Origin of the sequence: Methylomonas subterranea, assembly GCF_024505185.1 — a bacterium.
Classification (GTDB): Bacteria; Pseudomonadota; Gammaproteobacteria; order Methylococcales; family Methylomonadaceae; genus Methylomonas; species Methylomonas subterranea.
This window is the reverse complement of sequence record NZ_JANIBJ010000015.1, coordinates 50,210-70,197: the sequence shown is the minus strand read 5'-3', so window position 1 is coordinate 70,197 and position 19,988 is coordinate 50,210. Positions and strand designations below refer to the sequence as shown.

15 protein-coding genes are annotated in these 19,988 nt (G+C 53.1%); 8 read left to right on the top strand and 7 right to left on the bottom strand.

Translation table 11 applies throughout. The annotated features are described in order from the left end of the window. Window position 1: 1 nt before the first annotated feature. The 5 genes from NP590_RS09695 to NP590_RS09675 all read right to left on the bottom strand — a co-directional run bounded on the left by NP590_RS09695 (window position 2) and on the right by NP590_RS09675 (window position 7,842). Entirely contained in the window at window positions 2–1,912 is a 1,911-nt protein-coding gene (locus NP590_RS09695) for an ORC-CDC6 family AAA ATPase (RefSeq protein WP_256602177.1), read from the bottom strand. Continuing rightward, on the bottom strand, window positions 1,909–3,120 hold the full coding sequence (locus NP590_RS09690; RefSeq protein WP_256602176.1) for a metallophosphoesterase family protein: 1,212 nt from the start codon (window positions 3,118–3,120) through the stop codon (window positions 1,909–1,911). Before NP590_RS09690 ends, NP590_RS09695 begins: the two co-directional genes overlap by 4 nt. 4 nt (window positions 3,121–3,124) lie before the next feature. Continuing rightward, window positions 3,125–3,949, bottom strand: coding sequence for a DNA adenine methylase (locus NP590_RS09685; protein ID WP_256602175.1), 825 nt, complete (start codon window positions 3,947–3,949; stop codon window positions 3,125–3,127). 282 nt (window positions 3,950–4,231) lie between these two features. Next, complete coding sequence (gene putA, locus NP590_RS09680) at window positions 4,232–7,351, bottom strand: bifunctional proline dehydrogenase/L-glutamate gamma-semialdehyde dehydrogenase PutA (RefSeq protein WP_256602174.1); 3,120 nt, start codon at window positions 7,349–7,351, stop codon at window positions 4,232–4,234. Between the two features lie 41 nt (window positions 7,352–7,392). Continuing rightward, window positions 7,393–7,842 carry a ribosomal protein L7/L12 gene (locus NP590_RS09675; RefSeq protein ID WP_256602173.1) on the bottom strand — a complete coding sequence of 150 codons (450 nt, stop codon included), beginning with the start codon at window positions 7,840–7,842 and terminating at the stop codon, window positions 7,393–7,395. A 152-nt stretch (window positions 7,843–7,994) separates the two neighbouring features. Between NP590_RS09675 and NP590_RS09670 the strand changes: the two genes are divergently transcribed. From NP590_RS09670 to NP590_RS09635, 8 genes are all read left to right on the top strand, one after another. Further along, the gene (locus tag NP590_RS09670; RefSeq protein ID WP_256602172.1) at window positions 7,995–9,485 is read left to right on the top strand and encodes a hypothetical protein; all 1,491 of its coding nucleotides are present in this window, start codon (window positions 7,995–7,997) and stop codon (window positions 9,483–9,485) included. Between the two features lie 282 nt (window positions 9,486–9,767). Then, the gene (locus tag NP590_RS09665; protein WP_256602171.1) at window positions 9,768–10,736 is read left to right on the top strand and encodes an L-threonylcarbamoyladenylate synthase; all 969 of its coding nucleotides are present in this window, start codon (window positions 9,768–9,770) and stop codon (window positions 10,734–10,736) included. Then, window positions 10,733–11,179, top strand: a complete 447-nt coding sequence (gene tadA, locus NP590_RS09660) for a tRNA adenosine(34) deaminase TadA (protein WP_256602170.1) — start codon at window positions 10,733–10,735, stop codon at window positions 11,177–11,179. The genes NP590_RS09665 and tadA overlap by 4 nt, the downstream gene beginning before the upstream one ends. Before the next feature lie 212 nt (window positions 11,180–11,391). Beyond that, the gene (locus NP590_RS09655) at window positions 11,392–12,684 is read left to right on the top strand and encodes a HupE/UreJ family protein (protein ID WP_256602169.1); all 1,293 of its coding nucleotides are present in this window, start codon (window positions 11,392–11,394) and stop codon (window positions 12,682–12,684) included. 74 nt (window positions 12,685–12,758) lie between these two features. Continuing rightward, the gene (locus NP590_RS09650; RefSeq protein ID WP_256602168.1) at window positions 12,759–14,885 is read left to right on the top strand and encodes a TonB-dependent receptor; all 2,127 of its coding nucleotides are present in this window, start codon (window positions 12,759–12,761) and stop codon (window positions 14,883–14,885) included. Between the two features lie 10 nt (window positions 14,886–14,895). Continuing rightward, complete coding sequence (locus NP590_RS09645) at window positions 14,896–16,011, top strand: HupE/UreJ family protein (RefSeq protein WP_256602167.1); 1,116 nt, start codon at window positions 14,896–14,898, stop codon at window positions 16,009–16,011. 222 nt (window positions 16,012–16,233) lie between these two features. Next, window positions 16,234–17,067: a protease inhibitor BamI-like protein gene (locus NP590_RS09640; protein ID WP_256602166.1), complete on the top strand. Its 834-nt coding sequence runs from the start codon at window positions 16,234–16,236 to the stop codon at window positions 17,065–17,067. After that, entirely contained in the window at window positions 17,037–18,257 is a 1,221-nt protein-coding gene (locus tag NP590_RS09635; protein ID WP_256602165.1) for a reprolysin-like metallopeptidase, read from the top strand. The genes NP590_RS09640 and NP590_RS09635 overlap by 31 nt, the downstream gene beginning before the upstream one ends. A 115-nt stretch (window positions 18,258–18,372) precedes the next feature. Here NP590_RS09635 and NP590_RS09630 read toward each other — a convergent pair whose 3' ends face one another. Further along, window positions 18,373–18,741 carry a hypothetical protein gene (locus NP590_RS09630; protein WP_256602164.1) on the bottom strand — a complete coding sequence of 123 codons (369 nt, stop codon included), beginning with the start codon at window positions 18,739–18,741 and terminating at the stop codon, window positions 18,373–18,375. Between the two features lie 89 nt (window positions 18,742–18,830). Then, the gene (gene mltB, locus NP590_RS09625) at window positions 18,831–19,988 is read right to left on the bottom strand and encodes a lytic murein transglycosylase B (protein ID WP_256602163.1); all 1,158 of its coding nucleotides are present in this window, start codon (window positions 19,986–19,988) and stop codon (window positions 18,831–18,833) included.

The window sequence follows — 19,988 nt, the reverse complement described above, 5'->3', positions numbered from 1 at the left end:
ATTAGTCCCCCATATCAAATGGTAAATCCAACGTCCTTGGAGCATCGGGCTCAATTTTTAACGAATGTTTTTCAGATAAAATTGTGCTTAGTGAAATTGACTTACCAAGAATCAGAGGCAAGCCGTATAGCGGAGCCAGCCAATATGAAATTCGGAAACGCTTTCCACGCAATGAGGTGAGTAATACTTCACCATCGCGATCAGGAGCATAAACTATAGCCCCAAGATTCAATGCCTGTGCTAATGAGTTGTGCAAGGCATTGCTAATCTGTGAATCAACGACAAAAGACAAATATGGCTCTGGCGTAAAAGGAGCTTTGACAACTTGATTTTTAAAATAATTTGCAATCAAATCAATTATAGAAAATAATCCTTGATGCCTTTGAGTAAGGCTTGTTTCTTCAACAGGATAAGTTTGTAGTAATGCTGCAAAACGCTTCGCAGATGCAAGAAGCTCTTCACCTTGTACAGAAGATTTTACCCTCAATGAATTACCCGTAATAACTCCTTTATCAAGGAGTCGCCCTAACACGACTTTTAGCCATCTTGGATGTCCTTCAGAAATGTCGAAAATCGAGTCTGCTCCAGCATAAAGCTCAATGCTTTTTCTGCTTCTTAGATTTATGGTTTTGTTTTCTGATTCATTTGGGCGAATATAGAATTCACGAACTGCAACTATTGGGCGGACCTTTCGAATTACACTGGCTCGTATTTCGGGAGAAAGCTCTAGTATCTTTTCTGGCTCTATATTTCTTTTGTCTAAGAATTCTTTAAATGTCTGGTCAATTTGGTAAAGACGAATAAAGCGCCGCCCCCAATGACCAGTTGGTCCGTAAGGATTTACCTTGTCTTTCCGGTCGCCATCTTGCTCAAAGTAGCTTTTCCCAAACACATCATCCGGACTTGAAATTGCAGAATGCCCCCGATTCTGAAGAATGGAATTCCATAAATTTATGCAGAAAGTCTTTTTTTTCCGGCTAGCTTCATTTTGTTCTTTGTGAGCATACCAGAGTTGAATTGCATCATAATCATTACCAGGCGATGGTGATTTATCCGGGGATGTTATCTTGGAGCAGCTGGTTGATGGCGCTTGCGCCAACTTAAACAAGAACTTCGGATTTGTTGACCTGAGAGCTTGAATCAGTTCGCTTTGGATACTTTCCGGTGCAATTTCTAGCTCATCAAACATAAGCGCCCATTTGCTATCTTGCTCGCCGCAAATATCATCGAAAATCTCAACTGCTGAGCCAGCTGCTGATAAAGGATCTATAAATAGAAATTGATATTCAGATAAATTATTTAGCTCTAATTCACCTTTGGTAATGGATATTTTATTTATTATTGTTTTTATATCAGACAGGCGTGTGGTGATTGTGTGTTTGAGCGATAACAATGTAGGTATGGATGGCGTTGTTTTAAATACTTTCGATATCTCATTAACAATTATTGCTTCATTATTTTTATCAACATTGCATCTCTTAAAGGGAGCTACAATTCCATCAGGGGCCTTCGAAAGCCGATAATACATCGTTTCTACTATAGCTTGAAGTATGTGCGTAGCAAAAGCTGCATTTGAGAGGAGTAATCGCTGATCTTTGTCTTGAATACGAGAATTAGTTGAATCCAATTGCTGACGCCAACTTATGTCCGCCGGTATAAAAACCCCCGTATAGTCAATATTATTTCGATGCCAGTCAGCATCGACACCATGCCATTTTTCAAGCGCAGCTGGTTGGAGCATTTTCAATAGTGTTGTCTTGCCACTTCCTCTTGGACCAACTAATACACTATGTCTATGTTTGGCAAGATCAAAAAATTGTGAAGGAGGAACAAATGTCGCCGCAACTTGAGAAGAGGTAAGCCAGCGTGCGTTATATGCCTCAAAACTATAGATGGATTCCCTCTCATTCATATCGTTTGACGCCTCCCTATCTCTTTGGGAATCCCATTGTCGAATTCTACATTTATATTGAATTTCTTATTATTTAGTGCGTGTACTAATGCTTTAAAGTCGCTAGGTAGTAAAAAGTCCAATTCTGGAATTTCTTGAAGAATGCTGCTCCAATTTGCAACCTGATCGTTACCTAATATTTTATTAATTTTTCCCGCTAAATTTTGTGCGGCATCTCGGCAGCCGAACTTGCAGACTGCTGGCAACCCAGAGCCACTGGGCATTGCAGGCGACCATCCAGCAGGACTCCAATCCCAGGCCCTTATGGTTCCTACAAATCCATTTTGATGATCTAATGGTAATTCCAATAAATAAAATTGATTGCGGGCTTGCGTTTGAAGCTTAGGATGAATGACAGCAGAAAAGCTTCCTGCCGCTATCACAAGCGGAGCTGAGTTATACCCTTGAGAATAAGCGACTCTAGCATGGTGTTTATGACCATGAATAACAATCCAGTTACCATGCTCGCCATTGCCAATAAGATTGAGCAATTGCTGACCATTCTTCATGATGTCGTAAGTGTCATCGTCTTCAAATATTTCTGGGAATTGCTGTGGATGGTGATGGCATAATATAATATTAACTGGAGCAATATCTGATTTAGATAGCTCTTCAGCTATACGTTCAATTGTTAAGTTAGATATCCGGCCATGATTTATCTCATCTTCTTGACCACCATGGTAGGCTGCACTATTTAAAACTATTAATCTGTAATGTTCTGTCTGAATTAGAGCAAATTTTCTAGCCCAATATTGATCGTTATTTACCTGGTTAGGAAGAGGGTAAGGCGGAATCAATCGTTGAAGTATCTCTGTTGGATCATATTTGTAATTTTGAAATCGTGAATCTAAGTCATGATTACCTGACGCCGCAGTAACCAGATGGGCCTGTAATTTGTCTCCAATTTCATGTAGCGATTTCCATGCATATCTAATACCCTCGACAGAAGCTTTATTGCCCAAATCGCCTGGCGAAAGAAACAAATCAGCTTTAAGTTGTTCATGGGTAATCAGATTACTCAAGTGTTGTAGCGGATCATTACTCGCAGAGTCAGTTGTGCCGAGTACATTTAAATATGATTCAAGTGGCTTACCATCAATGTGCTGGTATGCATGTAAATCACTAGCAACAGCAATTTTAAGAACGCAAGAGTCATGCAAATTACACATGCGGCTATTTCTTTTCAGGAAAAGGTCGATTAGAAAATAGCATTTCAGTGACCGTTGATCGTTGATGGTTGAATCCAGCAACGCTACGCCTTACTGATAAACATTTGCTATACCAGTTTGGAAGCATCGCTTGGATGAATGGATTATAAGACAGTAAGATTAATGCTCCTCTACTATCGGCGACCTGTAGGGCAGTAACTAATCGTTGTAGATCTTGGTCACAGAAGCTCCCATAACCGTACTCACCTCTAAAACGGGTATTAGGATTAGAGTAGGGTGGATCTAAGTATACAAAGTCGTCAACACCTGCCTGTTTTAATGTCTTTTCAAAATCAACCGACCTTAAACTGGCCTTGCGCATAATTGTTGCAAATTCTTGAAAATGTTCTTTCGTAGGAATAACGCCTGCTTTAGTTCCTCGAGGCACATTAAATACGCCGCTTTTATTTGTCCGATAGACTCCGTTGAAGCAGTGACGATTCAAGTAAACAAACCGAGCCGCTTTTGATACATCATCCAATTGCTCTACAGGGTTGGCTCTAAGTTGGTAATAAAACGAATCAGTATCTGGCATTGTAGACACCGCATCAAAAACCTCGTCAGGATTTTTGCGAATGGTTTTGTAAGTGTCAATTAACGATGAATTTAAGTCGCTAAGAATTGCACGACGGGGTTTTAATGCCAAGAATACACAACATGATCCGGCAAACGGTTCTATATAACGAACAATATTTTTTGGTATGCACGGGAGGATGTGAGGCAATAGTTTACGTTTGCTTCCTGCCCAGCGGAGAATTGGAGAAGTTTGATTGGCTAATTGTTGGTTCATTCTTTTTCCGTAATTCGCTCAAATCCTGTTCAACATTCTCATACTGTCAACCGATTATAACCTATAGGATTCCGAAGGTCTGTTCTGCTGTAATTAGCGATGTATTGACTGCTATGACGCTGTAGAGATTGAATAGCTGAAATCGGGCGGAGAACCGACGTTCGAATCCCGAGTTCGACCGACGGTGAAGGGTCGAACCGAGCCTATCACGATCAGACTTAGTCAGTGTTGAATGCGCTATCAGACCAAATCCAAGTTTTATAAATAAACGTCGCAAATCGTTTATTCAGCTCGAAAGCGTTGTTTCGCCAGCAACCACGGATTGCCGCCTATGGCTGTCAAGTTATTGGTGACCGTCTGCTCAACCGCAAACCGTAATAAATAATTTGGACCGCCCGCCTTGGGGCCGGTGCCGGACAGGCCCATGCCGCCGAAGGGTTGCGAACCGACTACCGCGCCTATCATGTTGCGGTTGCAATACACATTACCGATCCGTGCTTGTTGCCGCGCGCTTTGCAGGGTCGTTTCGATACGGCTATGCAGGCCCAGCGTCAGGCCGTAAGCGCTGGCGTTGATGGCTTCGATTGGCCCGGATAAGTCCGAACCGGCATAGCGGACGATATGCAAGATTGGTCCGAAGACTTCCTGTTTCAGTAGCGAAAGTTCGGCGATTTCGGCCAGGGTGGGCGGAAAATACCAGCCTTTTTCCAGTCCGGCGGGCATGGGCAATTGATACAGCAGTTTGGCATGTTGTTTTAGATAAGCGATATGCGTATGCAATTTAGCCAAGGCGGTTTGATCGATGACCGGGCCGACATCCGTGCTCAAATCCAGCGGCGACCCCAGCCGCAACCATTGCATGGCGCCGATCAGTCGTTCAATGACGATGTCGGCGGTTTCTTCCGGTAAAAACAGTACCCGGCAGGCCGAGCAACGCTGGCCGGCGCTGTTAAAGGCCGATTTCAACACATCCATAACCAGTTGCTCGGCGTGTGCGGAACTGTCGGCCAGCATGGCGTTTTGGCCGCCGGTTTCGGCGATCAGCGTTGCGATGGCGCCGTCTCGCCGAGCCAGTTGTAAATTGATGCCGCGCGCGGTGGCGCCGGAACCGGTAAAGGCCACCCCGGCTACCCGCTGGTCGCTCAGCAACTGCTTGCCCAGGATAGCTCCCTCCCCGGGCAAAAAATGCAACACATCGCCGGGAATACCCGCTTGATGCAGCAGACGCACGCAGGCCATGCCGGTCAGCGAGGTTTGCAAGGCCGGTTTGGCGATGACTGTGTTGCCGGCCGCCAGCGCGGCGGCGATTTGGCCGATGAAAATGGCAAGCGGAAAATTCCAAGGGCTGATGCAGACGAAGACGCCGCGGCCGTATTGGTAGAGCTTGTTTTCCTCGCCGGTGGGGCCGGGTAACGCTTGCGGCCGCCCAAATAATTCGACGGCGCCGGCGGCGTAATAACGGCACAAATCCACCGCTTCCCGAATTTCCGCCAAGGCGTCGGCGAAGGTGCGGCCGGCTTCGCGGATGCACAGACCGGCCAGCTCCAGGCGCTGTTGCTCCAGCAAGTCGGCGGCTTGGTTTAAATAAGCCGCCCGGGTTTGCACCGGGCAGAGCCGCCAGGCGGTAAAAGCGTGAGTGGCCTGTTGTAAAGCCTGTTCGACTGTCTGGGGCGAACTGCGGCTTACTTGGCCGACCATGGTTGTGCGGTCGAACGGGCTGTAGACGGTAAACGTCTCGCCGCTACAAATTTGGCCGTCCACCAGCGGCGCGGCGCGCCAAGTTTTATCGCCATGCTTGGCCAGATCGGCTTGCCATTGCCGCAGCAATTCCAGGTCGCTCAAATTCAAGCCTTGGGAACTTTGGCGTTGCGGAGCGAATAAATCCTTCGGTGGGGCAAGCGGCGCCGGTTCGGTATTTTGTAATACCAGCAGCGGGTCCCGGCACAGGCTTTGCGGGCTGACGGCCGGATTCTCCGCTTGATGGATGAACGAGGTGTTGGCGCCGTTTTCCAGCAGGCGACGTACCAGATAGGGCAGTAAATCCCGGTAGCCGCCGACCGGCGCGTATACCCGGCAGTTCAGGCTAGGCTGCTGCTCCAGCAGCTGATCGTATAAAGCCTGTCCCATGCCGTGCAAACGTTGAAACTCGAAGCCGGGATGATCTTGGCCCAGCCGGCAAATCGCCGCCACCGTGTGGGCGTTGTGGGTAGCGAATTGCGGGTAAAAAGCCTCCGGTCTGGACAAGATTAATTTCGCGCAAGCCAGATATGACACATCGGTGGCCGCCTTGCGGGTAAACAGCGGATAATCCTCCCAGCCGTTTTCCTGGGCGCGCTTGATCTCGCTGTCCCAATAGGCGCCTTTTACCAGCCGTAGCGGAATCATGCGTTGCTGCCGGTTCGCCAGCTCCGCCAGCCAGTTTATAAGCGCAAGCGCGCGTTTTTGATAGGCCTGCACGGCCAATCCAAAGCCCCGCCAACCGGCCAGATCCGGGTGTTCGCCAAGTTCGGCGAAAATGGTCAGACTCATCTCCAGCCGTTCAGCTTCCTCGGCATCGAGGGTAACGCTGATGTTGGCGGCTCGGGCCTGCTTGACCAGCGGCAATAGTTTTTCGCTTATGGCGGGAATGGCGCGGCCGGCTTGCAAGGCCTCGTAGCGCGGATACAGCGCGGACAATTTGATGGATATGCCGGGGTTGGCCCATATATCCGCCCCGGCCACGCCGGCCAGCGTGGCTATGGCTTGCGAATAGGCCTGAAAATAGCGTTCCGCATCCGCCGTGCTCAGTGCGGCTTCGCCCAGCATGTCGAAGGAATAACGGTAGCCGGGTTGGCCGGCGGCTTGCCGCAGCGCGGCGTCTATCCGTTCGGCCAGCACGAAATGCCGAGCCAGCTGGTGCATGGCCTGTATGAGGGTATTGCGTATCACGGGCTCGCCCAGCCGGCTAAGCAGGTCGCTCCATAGCGTTTGTTGCTTGTCGTCCGCATGCCGGTGAATTTGTTGTTCAAGTTTGCCGCTCAACAGCAGCGCGCTGCTGGCCAGTTTGACCATCAAGGAATCGCTGTGCAGCACGTGGCCGAGCCAGTCTGCGTCGGCCAGTTTTTCCCTCAGGAAGCGGTTTTGCGTGGCTGGGTCCGGGATACGCAGCAAGGCTTCCGCCATGCGCATCAATACGATACCTTCGGCGCTGTCGAGGCTGTATTCCCGCAGAAAAGCCTCGAAAGCCGAATCCGCGGTTTGCCGGCCGCGCATGGCGGTAAGCAGGCCGGCGGCAAACTCTTCGACCGCCGGCTGGCCGTAATCGTCAAGCAGCCGAGTCAGCTCGGGAATCAACAGCGCTTCGGGCTGCAAAAATGCCCGGTTTATCCGCTCGCGAAGTGTCGGTAAATCGGCTTGCTTCATGGCTGCTCCGTGAGCTGGTCAGGCAACTTAGGGCGGAATCCTTAGCGTATCCCAGCGCCGGCGGCATGCCAAAAGCCGAGCGCGATTAAGCTCAGTATAGCCAGCACCAGCAAGGCCTTGACGAAGGGGCGGCCGTCAGTCTTGTCGGCGGCCTGGAATTGTTGCTTGGCTAGCGGATTGTCGGCAAGATAGCGTTCCACCGCCGCCTTGGCATCCTTTAGGTCGCAACGCGTATGGGCGCGGTAATGTTTGACGGCGTCCGGCAACAGGCCGTTCCTCAAGGCCAGCACGGCCGCCAGCGGCATTTCTGTTTGGGATGCGCCGGAAGGCGCCGGCGCGCGGCCGTGCCGCAGGTAAGCATCCACGCAGTCCTTGGCCTCCTTGAGACCCAAGCCGGTGTCTTCCCGCACCAGTTTAATGGCTTCAATCAAATTGCCGGCGTCGGCCGCCGCCGCGGCTTGGTTGGAGATGGAAAATTCGGATGGTTGCATGCGGTTTACCTCGTGTGTAGCGGATGAAAGCGCCGCTGGCGTGCCGAGTATATCGGCTGGATAATGATGGCGCTAGCCGCTACGCTAGGGATATGGTCTGCAATAGAGCCTTCATCGTTAAGCCTCGGCAAATTCTGTCAAGGAGCTGGGTCATGAGTATGCGCTGGTTTTGCGGTTGTGATTTGAAATTGTTTATGCTGAGTATCGCGGTGGCGCTGGGCTTGCAAGCTTGCGCCACGCCGCCGTTGATTTTGCCTGCCCAGCCCGATGCGGCTGCCTGCGAGCGGTTTTTTGCCGACATGGATGTCCGGGTGGCTGAACATGATGCGACGGACGCCGCCGCGGCGCGCATAGCGGGTTTTGCCGGCCTGCGCGTCGATCGTTTTCTGGCTTCTTTTGCCGGCGCGGAGTTAACGGCGGATGCCTACGCCGCATGGTTGGAGCGCTTGCGCCTACTGGACGAAACCGGGCGGCGGATCGAATGGCGTAATCTGCCCTATCAGGCCAAGTCGCCGGTGCCGGCGGCTGGCGACGCCGATGCGCTAATCCGCGATTGTGGGCGCTTGTTGGTCCGGCAAATGTTGGATTCACCCGGTCGGCGCCGGCGTTTGTTGGGGGAATTGCGGGCGCCGGACGAGTATTCGACTTGGCGGCGGCTGTTGGGTTTGTATGCGCTGAGCCGCTGGGCCATCGTCGACGGCGTCCGGCAATTGCACGCGGAAATGCGCGCGCCCTTCCTTGATGTATCGCCAGAGCAGTCGGGCCGGGGTAAGCGGATTTTCTACGCCCCACCCGCCGCCCCGGCCATCGGGGCGGAGCAAGTTGCCGCTATCCTGGCCCGGTCGGCGGCCAATCCCTTGGCTATTCCGGAGCCGCCGGCGGATCAGCTCGAACGACTGTTCTCCGCCTACGCGCCCGCCTGGGCCGTCGAGACCCTGAGCGACGATGATCGTATCGGTACGCTTGGTCTCGACGCCGATGGGAAAGCCTACCTCGATCCGCGAAAGCCCAGCGTTTATCGGCTGGTTTCTCACACCCGATTCGGCAATCAGGTTTTATTGCAATTGAATTACCTGATCTGGTTTCCGGCCCGCACCTCCAGCGGCATGCTGGATATTTACGCCGGACGCTTCGACGGTTTGATCTGGCGGGTTACTTTAAGCATGGATGGTCGGCCGCTGGCCTATGACAGCATTCATGCCTGCGGCTGTTACTATCAGCTATTTCCGGGCGAGGGTTTGAGAGTGGTGCAAGCGCAAGACGGTTCGGAAGCGGTTTTGACGCCGATGCCCATCTTGGCTCGTCAGCCCGGCGAACGTTTGTTGGTGAAAGTCTCGGCGGGCAAGCATTTTATCGACGGCATATCAGTGGAGTCGTTGACGCGGGCGGAGCAATACCACTGGCTGGATTACCATATGCTGCGCTCGTTGCCCATATCCGGCACCGGGTACAAAAGTGTATTCGACCAAGACGGTTTGCTGCCCGGCAGCGAACGTCCCGAACGCTTTTTGTTGTGGCCGATGGGTGTGCCCAGCGCCGGGGCCATGCGGCAATGGGGCAGGCATGCGGTCGCCTTTCTCGGTAAACGCCATTTCGACGATCCCCGGTTGTTGGAAAACCTGCTGAGGCCGCTGTGGGAATAAGCGGGCGATATGCCGGGCTAAACGAAATGAGGCGTTGCTTCTTGGTAAAAATCGGTTGGTGGCGGTAAGCAGTCACGGTAAAAATGGCTGCCGCCGGGAATTTACAAGCGTTGGTAACTGCTATCGCTTATTCCGGCCTACATGGCTGTGGGAATCGGAAGGAGTAAAGAAGTTCGTGTCGATTTGTGGGGCCGTGTATCCCCGTCGCGGTTTGAATATTCCCCCTTCGAATCAAAGCGAACGGTTAAAATACGGTTTTACTTTTACATCGAGTCCCGCATTTTGACCCCCACGTCCGTTAACCCGCAATCCATCGAACAGGCTGCCGCTTTGCTGCGGCAAGGCAAATTGGTGGCGATACCCACCGAAACCGTTTACGGCCTCGGCGCGGATGCCTCAAACCCGGAGGCGGTGGCGAAAATCTTTGCCGCCAAGGGCCGGCCGGCGGATCATCCCTTGATCGTGCATTTGGCGTATGCGCCGCAGATAAAAGATTGGGCCATCGATATACCGGAGAGTGCCTGGAAACTGGCCAGCGAATTTTGGCCCGGGCCGTTGACCATGGTGCTACGCAAAAAAGCCGCGGTGCCGTCGGCTGTTACCGGTGGGCAGGACACCGTGGCGTTGCGGGTACCGAACAATCCGGTGGCCTTGTGGTTGTTGCGAGTGTTCGGCGGCGGTATTGCCGCGCCGTCCGCCAATCGCTTCGGCCGTATCAGCCCGACGCTGGCGCGGCATGTGGCGGACGAGTTGGGCGACGCGGTCGATTGCATCCTGGATGGCGGGCCGTGCAGCGTGGGTCTGGAGTCGACCATTATCGATTTGACCGACAGCCGGCCGACCATCTTGCGGCCCGGCCGGATTACCCGCGGCCAGCTGGAAGAGATATTGCAAATACCGGTTTCGCTGAAATCCCAGCACAAAATCCGCGCCCCCGGCATGCTGGCGGCGCATTACGCGCCTGTTACGCCGGCTTATTTGTGCGAGTCAGGCGCGTTGTTGAGTGAGTTCGACCGGCTATGCGGCCAGGGCAAGCAGGTGGGGGTGTTGGCGTTCAGCCCGGAATTGTCGACATTGCCTTGCGAACATTTGCTGCATTTGCCCGACAAGGCGGAAGAATACGAAACCGCACTGTATAGCGCCTTGCGCAAACTGGACAGTTTTGGTTTGGACAGCATTTTGGTGGAACAGCCGCCGGCGCTGGAAGCATGGGCGGCGGTGAACGACAGGTTGGGCAAAGCCACGTTATGACGGACGAGGATTGGATGTGGCATGCGCTACGGTTGGCGCAGCGGGCGGAACAGCAGGGCGAAGTGCCGGTGGGCGCGGTGCTGGTGCGGGACGGGCGTAGTATCGCGGAAGGCTGGAACCAGCCGATACAACTGCACGATCCCAGTGCTCACGCGGAACTCCAAGCCTTGCGCAAAGCCGGGTTGGCTCTGCAAAACTACCGGCTAGTCGATACCACGTTATATGTGACCCTGGAGCCCTGTGTGATGTGCATGGGCGCCATCGCCCACGCAAGGGTCAAACGTCTGGTGTTCGGCGCTTACGATCCCAAGCGCGGCGCGGTATGCCATGCCTTGCAACTTAGTGACGCGGCGTTTTTGAATCATAAAATCGACTGGCTGGGTGGCGTGTTGCAAGGCAACTGCGCCGAGTTGTTGACGGATTTCTTCAAGGCGCGGCGCTAGACGGGCGGTTTGGCTTTCGCGCGCGGCCGTCTGGGGACGGTTTGCGGCAACAAAATTATTATCGGTGGATATTTTGCGTTATCATCTGCCCCCGTTTTAGCGACCGCTTATCGACCAGCGATAAGCGGAACCCTAAAGCCGATCTGTATGGGCGTTTTTCGAATACACCTATGTTTATTTCAACGCGGCTTAATCCAGTTTTTTAATCAGTCATGCAAGCGAAGCATACCGGCATATCACCCGACTCAGGCTTTGGCCCGAGCAGGCTGCTGCTGTCTTTTTGCATTCAGCCCCTGCTGTTGCTGGCTTTTTTGAGCAAGCAATTCTTCAATTTCGACTTCATCGGCTTGAGTCACGGCTTTAGCCATCCGTTGATGGGTTGGGACCATTTGTTGACCATGCTGGCGGTCGGAATCTGGGCGGCCCAGTTGCGCGGCAAGGCGATCTGGGTGTTGCCGTTGGCCTTTGTCGGCGTGATGAGCCTGGGCGGCTTGGCCGGGGCGGCCGGCTGGTCCATTCCCAGTCTGGAAGGCATCATTCTGTTGTCTTGCGCGGTATTCAGCCTGTTGATTGCCCATAAAGTGCGTTTCAGCGCCAAGATCAATGTCTTGATTGTGGCATTTTTCGCCTTTTTTCATGGATTCGCCCATGGACAGGAAATTTCCACTTCCGCCAGCTTAATGTCTTATACCGCCGGTTTTGTGCTGTCCACTTTGTTGTTGCACGGTGCCGGTATCCTGGTGGCAAAATTGGCGGTTTTCAGCCTTACCTGCTTGTTGACCGTTTGCTTTTCCAGCGCGGCCATCGCCCAGGCCGTCGATGGCGAAGAGACTAGAGATGCCGCGCAAGTGGGATTGGTGAAAGTTTATAACGCATTGCCGGCGGAAAGTCGCTCCGATCCCGCGGGCGGTATTTTGGGCTTCATCGAGACAACGGCCGGCCGATTTGTCTCGCCGGAGTTTGCGCAGGTCGCGCCATTAAAGCAAACCGCGAAAAGCCAAATGTTTGCCGGGGCGGCGGTCTGGGCCATGGAAAAACCCGCATCCGTCTGCTTCCGGCGCGACGCAGCCATATCGAGACATGACTGTAATCCGCCGCTAAGCCTGGGCTTCAAACGCCATTTTCCGGACATTAACCAGACCCCCGGAAAGCGTTCGCTCAGCAACGGTGTCGGTCTGACTTCGCCGCCGCTTGCCATTATGCATCTCTCGCACGAAATTTTCCCGCTCGGCCATTTTCCGCATTCCCGCATCGAAGAGCCTGTTCTTCCGGCGCTCCCCGTTTCCATTAAAGTCCATAGCCACTGCAAATCCGGTCGGCTAAACCTTACGCATGAGCCGACTCCAGGTTCAAGACTTGCTGGTTCAGCCATTCCAGGATCGATGGTGTTCTTCATGTTCCTTCTTCGGCCCGAGAAGCCATCGAAAAACCGGGGCTCTACTGTCGCCGGTTTGGCCGGCAAGCGGCCGGACACCGGTGGCCGGTGCTTCGAATCGTCGGCTTAAGCTTATCTGGAAACTTAAGACAAATTCATAAAAACAATAACTTACCAAGATTGCATTGAAATGCGGGAGACGCAATGACTGTTCCATACCAAACCAAAAAATTTATCCTTAAGCCCTTATCGCTCGGCTTGGGCATCGCTCTGGGCTTGAGCGGTTTTCCTGTTCATGCTCACTCGTTGCCGGACGAATTGGACACGGTGGAAGTGGAGGAAGACGGTCGCGGCAAGGATCTGATCGGCATTGCCGAGGCGGCTTCACAGGGCGAGGTGAGCCAGAAGCAATTCGAGTACCGGCCGTTGTCGCGTAACGGCGAGTTGATAGAAGTGGTGCCGGGCGCGGTAGCAACCCAGCATAGCGGTTCCGGCAAGGCCAATCAGTATTTTTTGCGCGGGTTTAACCTGGACCACGGTACCGATTTCACGACTTTCGTGGATGGAATTCCGATGAATATGACCACTCATGCGCATGGTCAAGGTTACATGGACTTAAACAGCATCATTCCCGAGCTGGTCGAGAAAGTCGAGTACGGCAAGGGGCCGTATTACGCCGAAATCGGCGACTTTGCTTCGGCGGGTTACGCCAAGATGCAAACCATGAGCAGGTTGAAGGAAGGTCTGGTCAAGTTTACCGCCGGCGAATACGATTATTACAGGACTCTGGCGGCTAATTCCAATAAAGTCGGCGACGGCGACTTGCTGTACGCCGGTGAATTCAATCTTTATAACGGCGTTTGGCAAGTGCCGGAAGATACCAAGCGTTTCAACGGCATGTTGAAGTACACCCTGGATAGGCATGACTGGGGCATGTCGATCAACGGCAAGGCTTATTCCAACAGCTGGACCGCGACTAACCAGATTCCGCAATCGGCCATCGCCAGCGGTGCTTTGGGGCTCTACGGCAGCATGGATCCGACCGACGGTGGCGAGAGCAACCGTTACAGTTTGTCCAGCAACCTCTGGCAAACCGGCAGTAACTGGAGAAACGACGCCAATATCTATGCGCTGTATACCGATCTGAATTTGTACTCCAACTTCAGCGGTTTTACCCGCGGACCGGAGGGCGACCAGATTCTGCAAACCGAGCGACGGGTTCAGACGGGGGCCAATGTCGAACATACCCGCTACAACAAACTGTTCGGCTTTGAAATGGATAACAGCGTCGGCTTGCAGTTCCGCCACGATCAAATCATGGGCTTGGGCTTGTACGAAACCCAGGCGCGGCAAATTCTAAATACCGTCAGCAACAGCGATATCGGGGTAACGACCATAGGCGCTTATTTCAAAAACCACACGCATTGGCACGACAAAGTGCGCACCATTGCGGGGTTTCGGGCGGATTTCATCAATAACGATGTCAGGGTCAGGGAGACCGGCATAAACAGCTCCGAGGTGAATGCGGCCAATTCCGGTACCCGGGCAAAGGTGATGCTGAGTCCGAAAGTGGGTTTGATTCTGGGCCCTTGGTATGACAGCGAGTTTTTTGTCAATGCGGGTTATGGGCATCATTCCAACGATGCCCGCGGCACCACGCTGCGCTTCAATCCGACGGACGGTAGTCCGGCCGTCAATGAGTTGGGCATGCCTGTCGATAGAATAGACCCGGCGGCCTGGACCCGAGGCGGCGAGGTCGGTTTACGCAGCAACTTTATCCCCGGCTTGAACAGCACCGTCGCGGCCTGGTGGTTGCAAAGCAGCCAGGAACTGGTATTCGTCGGCGATGAAGGCACCACGGAAGTGAACGGTATGTCTGACCGGTACGGTCTGGAGTTTACCAACTACTATAAACCCACGGATTGGTTGATTTTGGATGCGGATTACGCGCTGACTACGGCAAAATTCAGCGATACGGGTGATTACGTGCCGAATTCGGTGGGACGTGTCGTCAGTGCCGGCGCCACCCTGATCGCGCCGAACGGCTTGTTCGGCACCTTGCGCTTCCGTCACTTCGGCCACGTGCCTTTGGATGAACAGGGCGAGTTTTGGTCCGGCGACACCAATATCGTCAACCTGGGGGCCGGTTACAAGCAAAAGCAATACAAGTTGCAGATCGACGTTTTCAATATACTGGGTTCGCAAAGCAGCGATATTGCTTATGCCTATGCTTACAACTATGGTGGTGTGGATACCGGAGATAGCAACGGCTTGTTGCGGCATCCGGTCGAGCCCCGCATGGTGCGCGGCACTATTACGATTAATTTTTAAGGTCAAGCAGATGGGATTTATCGGTACCGCTTACGGCAGAGTGTTGCTGGCGGCGCTTTTGTTGTTGGCTACCGCCTCGGTTTGGGCGCACGCACCCGGTTTGAGTTCGCTGGATGTGCTGGTAAACCCGGATCGGCTCGATGTCAAAGTGACCTTTGCCTTGCAGGACATCGAAGCTTTTTCGCCCATGGATAGCGATTTGGATGCCGAGGTTACCGACGGCGAACGCGAAGCCGCCAAGCCCGCTATTGCCCGACTGCTGGCCGGGCAACTGCGCATTTCGTTGGACGGCGCGGACATTGCGCCGGCCGGGCCTGGGTTGGTCGAGTTCGACGGTCAGAACAATGCCCGTGCCGAATTCCATTATCCTGTCGCGGCGAAACAGCAGTTGTCGGTGCAATCCGGTTTGTTGATGCAATTGCCGGAGGGCCATCAACAGTATCTGACGGTCAGGGATGCCAGCGGCAAGGCGCTGGCGGAAAAAATGCTGACCAGACAGGACGATAGGCTGGGTCTTTCGCTGGGCGATCCGGCAAGCGGGGAGGCGCGGGCTTCTGCGTCCGCCTTGTTCAACACTTTCAGCGATTTTTTTAAACTGGGCATTGAGCACATCGTCACAGGCTATGATCATCTGTTGTTTTTGCTGGCTTTATTAGTGGTCACCCACAGTTTCTGGCCGGCGGTAAAAATCATTACCTTCTTTACCCTGGCCCATTCGCTGACCCTGGCCTTGGCCGGACTCAATCTGGTCGAGTTGCCCAGCAGTTTTGTCGAGCCATTCATAGCCGCCACCATTATTTATGTCGGGATCGAAAACCTTATTCGCGGCGAGCACCCCAAGGGCCGTCATTGGTTGACCTTCGGCTTCGGCTTGATTCATGGTTTCGGATTTGCCGGGGTGTTGAAGGAAATGGATATTTCCTCCGGCGATACCGGCATTCTGTTGCCGCTACTGTCCTTTAATCTAGGTATAGAGAGTGGGCAAATCGCAGTTGCCAGCCTGGTGTTGCCGTTGATTTGGTGGCTGAATAACAATGTTCGTATTGCCGATAGGTTTTTACGGGGCTGCTCGATCGCTGTCAGTCTGATGGGATGTTATTGGTTAGTGGAAAGAACGGTTTTTTAATCAATGTATAAGCCTTGGCTAGCTCATGAGGCTTGCCAAGGTGCATCTCGCTATTAAAAAAAAGGGGGGCGAGCATTTTCGCTGGCTTTTTTTTCGATAAATAGCTGAGTGGGTCACTGTTATTTGTTTTGGTCCTGTTAGATTGTTCCTCAATATTTTGGTCCCGGTAAGTTGGATCGGTTGGTGTGCTTAACGTGGGGCTTTTTCAATAAGGTGACCGATATGACTCTTCACAAAAACATAAAAATTGCGTTCGCCGTAGCCGTGGTATTGTTTGCCGCCGATATCATGGCCGAAGCGGAAACGCCGCTGATTAAAGAACAGCCTCGCAACATTTACCACGTAATAAAAAATAAAACCCTGCTGGAAGCTACCAATCGCTTGGCCAATCGTAGCGGTATTGTTTTTAAAATCAGCGCGGATATCGAGCACGATATGGTCGATCAAAAATTGGCGGCCGACGACTGGAGTGCCGCGATCGGCCAATTATTACAAGCGTATAATTTCACCGTTGAAACCGAAAACAATCAGATAAAAACGGTTCTGGTCAGCGGCAGGCATGGTAGCGGAAACCGGCGGCAGGTCCTGCCGGACGGGGATGATGAATTGATAGTGGTGGCGCCCGATTACGCCGGTAAAATACCCCGGCGATATAAGCACTTTAATGCCGGTTCCGTATTCAATGTCACCCTGCCCATGGATGAGTTGAACAATATTGCGCTTGGCGGCGAATTAACGCTTGATCTTCCTATTGGGCAATATAAGGTCAAACATGACAACCGGATTGAGCATGGCGACGGCAGTTCAACCTGGGTGGGTTATCTAAACGACGAGGGCCGGGGATACAGAATTTATCTTTCGCAAGGCGAAGCAGGTGTGATCGGCAATGTGTATACGCCGGACGGCGCGTATAACATAGAACAGTCGACGGCCGGACGGTTATTGTGGATATCGGCAAATCGGGCCTGGCTTCCGCCGGATACGATCACGATGAGGTCGAGGGCGCGCCGGAAAGTTTGGCCTCAATGGATAATGGCTTGCAAATGGGCGGTGTAGTTTCTAAATTGCAACAAGCGGCGGAAAAAGCCAGGGCAACTGCGGATGCACTGGCCAGGGAGGCCGAAACGCTTTACTCTCGGTATCAGCAAAATTTGGCGCGGGTCGAAGCCGCCAAACTGCAGCTGGGCGAATGGCTGGCGCGCTCGAAAAATACGGTAACTCAGTTTAATGTAGCTTTATCCGCGCTTAAAAAATCTCCCAAGGATGCACAATTGGCCGGCGCCGTTACCGAATTGCGTTCGGTACTGAGCAATCTTGCTCGGCAGATCAAATTGGCGAACACTGCTTATCAAGCCGCCAATAAAACCGTGGCGGCTTCCAAAGCCGCCTACACCAAGAAAGCCGCTCAGGCCAAAGCGGCCGAGGCCAACGCCAAAAAAGCCGAAGCGGTTTATGCGGCCAAAAACATCAGCCCGATGCCCGCCATTAACACTGCCGCGGCGGTTTCGGCGATTGCGGAGGTTGATCTGATGGTTTTGTATACCACGGTCAATCAGACCGCGAGTTACGCCAAGCAGCGTATCCAATATCTGGTGGACGTGTCCAATCAGGCCTATAAGGATTCCGGCATCAATATGCGTTTGCGCTTGGTCCATGCCAGACCCACCAACTATGTGGAAAATAGCGCTAATTCACAGGCCTTGGCGGATTTGGCCAGCGATGTCGGGGCCTTTGCCGGCACCGCCGCTCTTCGCAACCAATACGGCGCGGATCTGGTGGTACTGTTCAGGCCCTTATATGCCCAAACCGCCGGTAGCTGCGGCACGGCTTACGTGGGTTTTGCCAACGGCGGCAACGCCAACGCCAATTGGGGCTTCGGTACCGTCGGAGACGGTTATTCCAGGGATGCTAAGTCTAATTATTATTGCGGTACCAATACCTTTACCCACGAAATCGGCCATAACCTCGGTAACGTGCATGACCGCGAATACAGTAGCTTTGCCGGTAAATTCAACTATTCGTATGCGTGGGGCGTTGGCGGAAAATTCGGTACCATCATGAGTTATTACGGGCCTTCCGTGATGCTGTTTTCAAGCCCGACTTTGACGACCCAATGCGCGGGCACGCCTTGCGGATTTGCGGAAGGCAATTCCAAAGCGTCGGATCAAACCAAAACCATCAACTACACGGCGCCCTTGGTTGCCGGATATCGTCCGAATATGGTCAGTGTGCCTGTGATTCAATGACATTAACCCGTGGGGTGGACTTGAAGAGCGATCGAGAGGGGGTGAGGGTAAAAAGCCGATAAAAAAGCCGGGCAGCGCCCGGCTTTGTATTGATGAAAGTTGCCGAATTCAAGGTTTAATAAAACCCGTTGCCCAGCCAAGCGCCTGCAGCGGCGCCTATTCCCGCCGCCAACGGATCGCCGCTGCCCATTTGATAACCCATCGCGCTTCCAACCATGCCGCCCACCAAGCCTTGCGGCGAGCGCTGGTCGTAACGGTAATAGGTTGCCGGCGGCGGTGGCGGGGCATAGTAACGCGGCCTTACCGGAACGTATTCAACCACTCTTTCCGGTATATAAACATATTCCTGCCGGTAACGTGGGTAATGGTCGTGTCTGTGGTGATGCCCATGATGGTGGCGGCCGTGGCCGCGCCAGTGAGGGTCGGCCAGGGTGGGCTGGGAAAACAGCAGGCCTATTACTGCAATAATCGCTAATCTGATCATAAAGGCTCCTAAGGTAATCGATTCAGTCGCGATTAATTCTGTTGGTTTCCTCTTAAAAAAAGCTTAATAAAACCAAAGCGGCGCGGCTGTTAGCCCTTTTTATCCTTTAGGTAAGCGTTTTTGATGGCCTGCGCTAGTTCGTGAACCGCCATGGCATAGTGGGTGCTTTGATTGTAGCGGGTGATGACGTAAAAATTGGGATAGCCCACCCGGTACTCGTCTCCGTGGTTATGCCGCAACCATAATAGACGCAATGGCGCGTCGCAGTTGCAAGCAATGGTGGGAGACAGGCCGGATTCGGTTAAAGACTTTATCGAATATATACGATCCAGTCCTGGCTCCAGACGGCTTGCCCTCGGGGTTCCTTGAATCGGGGAAACTACCGGCTGCCCGGGTTGCCAGCCGTGTTGGGCAAAATAGTTGGCGACGCTGCCTATGCTGTCCACCGGGTCCCACAAGTCGCGATGACCGTCGCCGTTGAAGTCCACCGCCCATTCCATAAAACTGCTGGGCATGAATTGTCCCAGACCCATGGCCCCCGCAAAGGAGCCGACCGGTTTAGCCGGATCCATGCGCTCGTTGCGAGTCATGACCAGAAAGTTTTCCAGTTCGGCACGAAAATAGTCGCCGCGCCTGCGATAATCGAAAGCCAAAGTGGTCAAGGCATCGATGACGCGGTGGCTGCCGACATAGCTACCGAAGGTGGTTTCGACTGCCATGATGCCGAGAATATACTCCGCCGGCACTCCGTATTGTTGGCTTGCGCGTTGCAAAGTGTTTTGGTGTGTTTGCCAGAAAGCCACGCCGCTATTGATATGCCTGTCATCCAGAAATTTTGCCCGGTAACGCGACCAGCTGCCTTTGCCTGGTTGGGCTTTCAGGCTTTGATCTGATTTGGCCAGATAATCCAAAGTCCATTGTTTGCGCTTGGCTTGTGAAAACAAACCGTTCAAGTAGAGACGGTCAAAGCCGTGCTTTTGCTCCATGAATTCGATGAAGCGCTTCAGGTCTTGATAGCCGGTGTAATCTCCGGAAATCGACTCCGCCGAATATGCGCCAACGTTGGCAAGGGGGCGCAAGGCCGGGGTTGCCGATCTGACTTGCCGGGGCGGAAGCTGCTGGGTGGGTGCGCCGCTACGTGGCTGAGTGGGCGGTGTTTCCGCTTGATTGGCGCAACCGCTACTAAAAATAAGCAAGACCAAGCTTAAACAATGTCTGGGCTTTAAAAAAAATACCGCCGGGTTCAT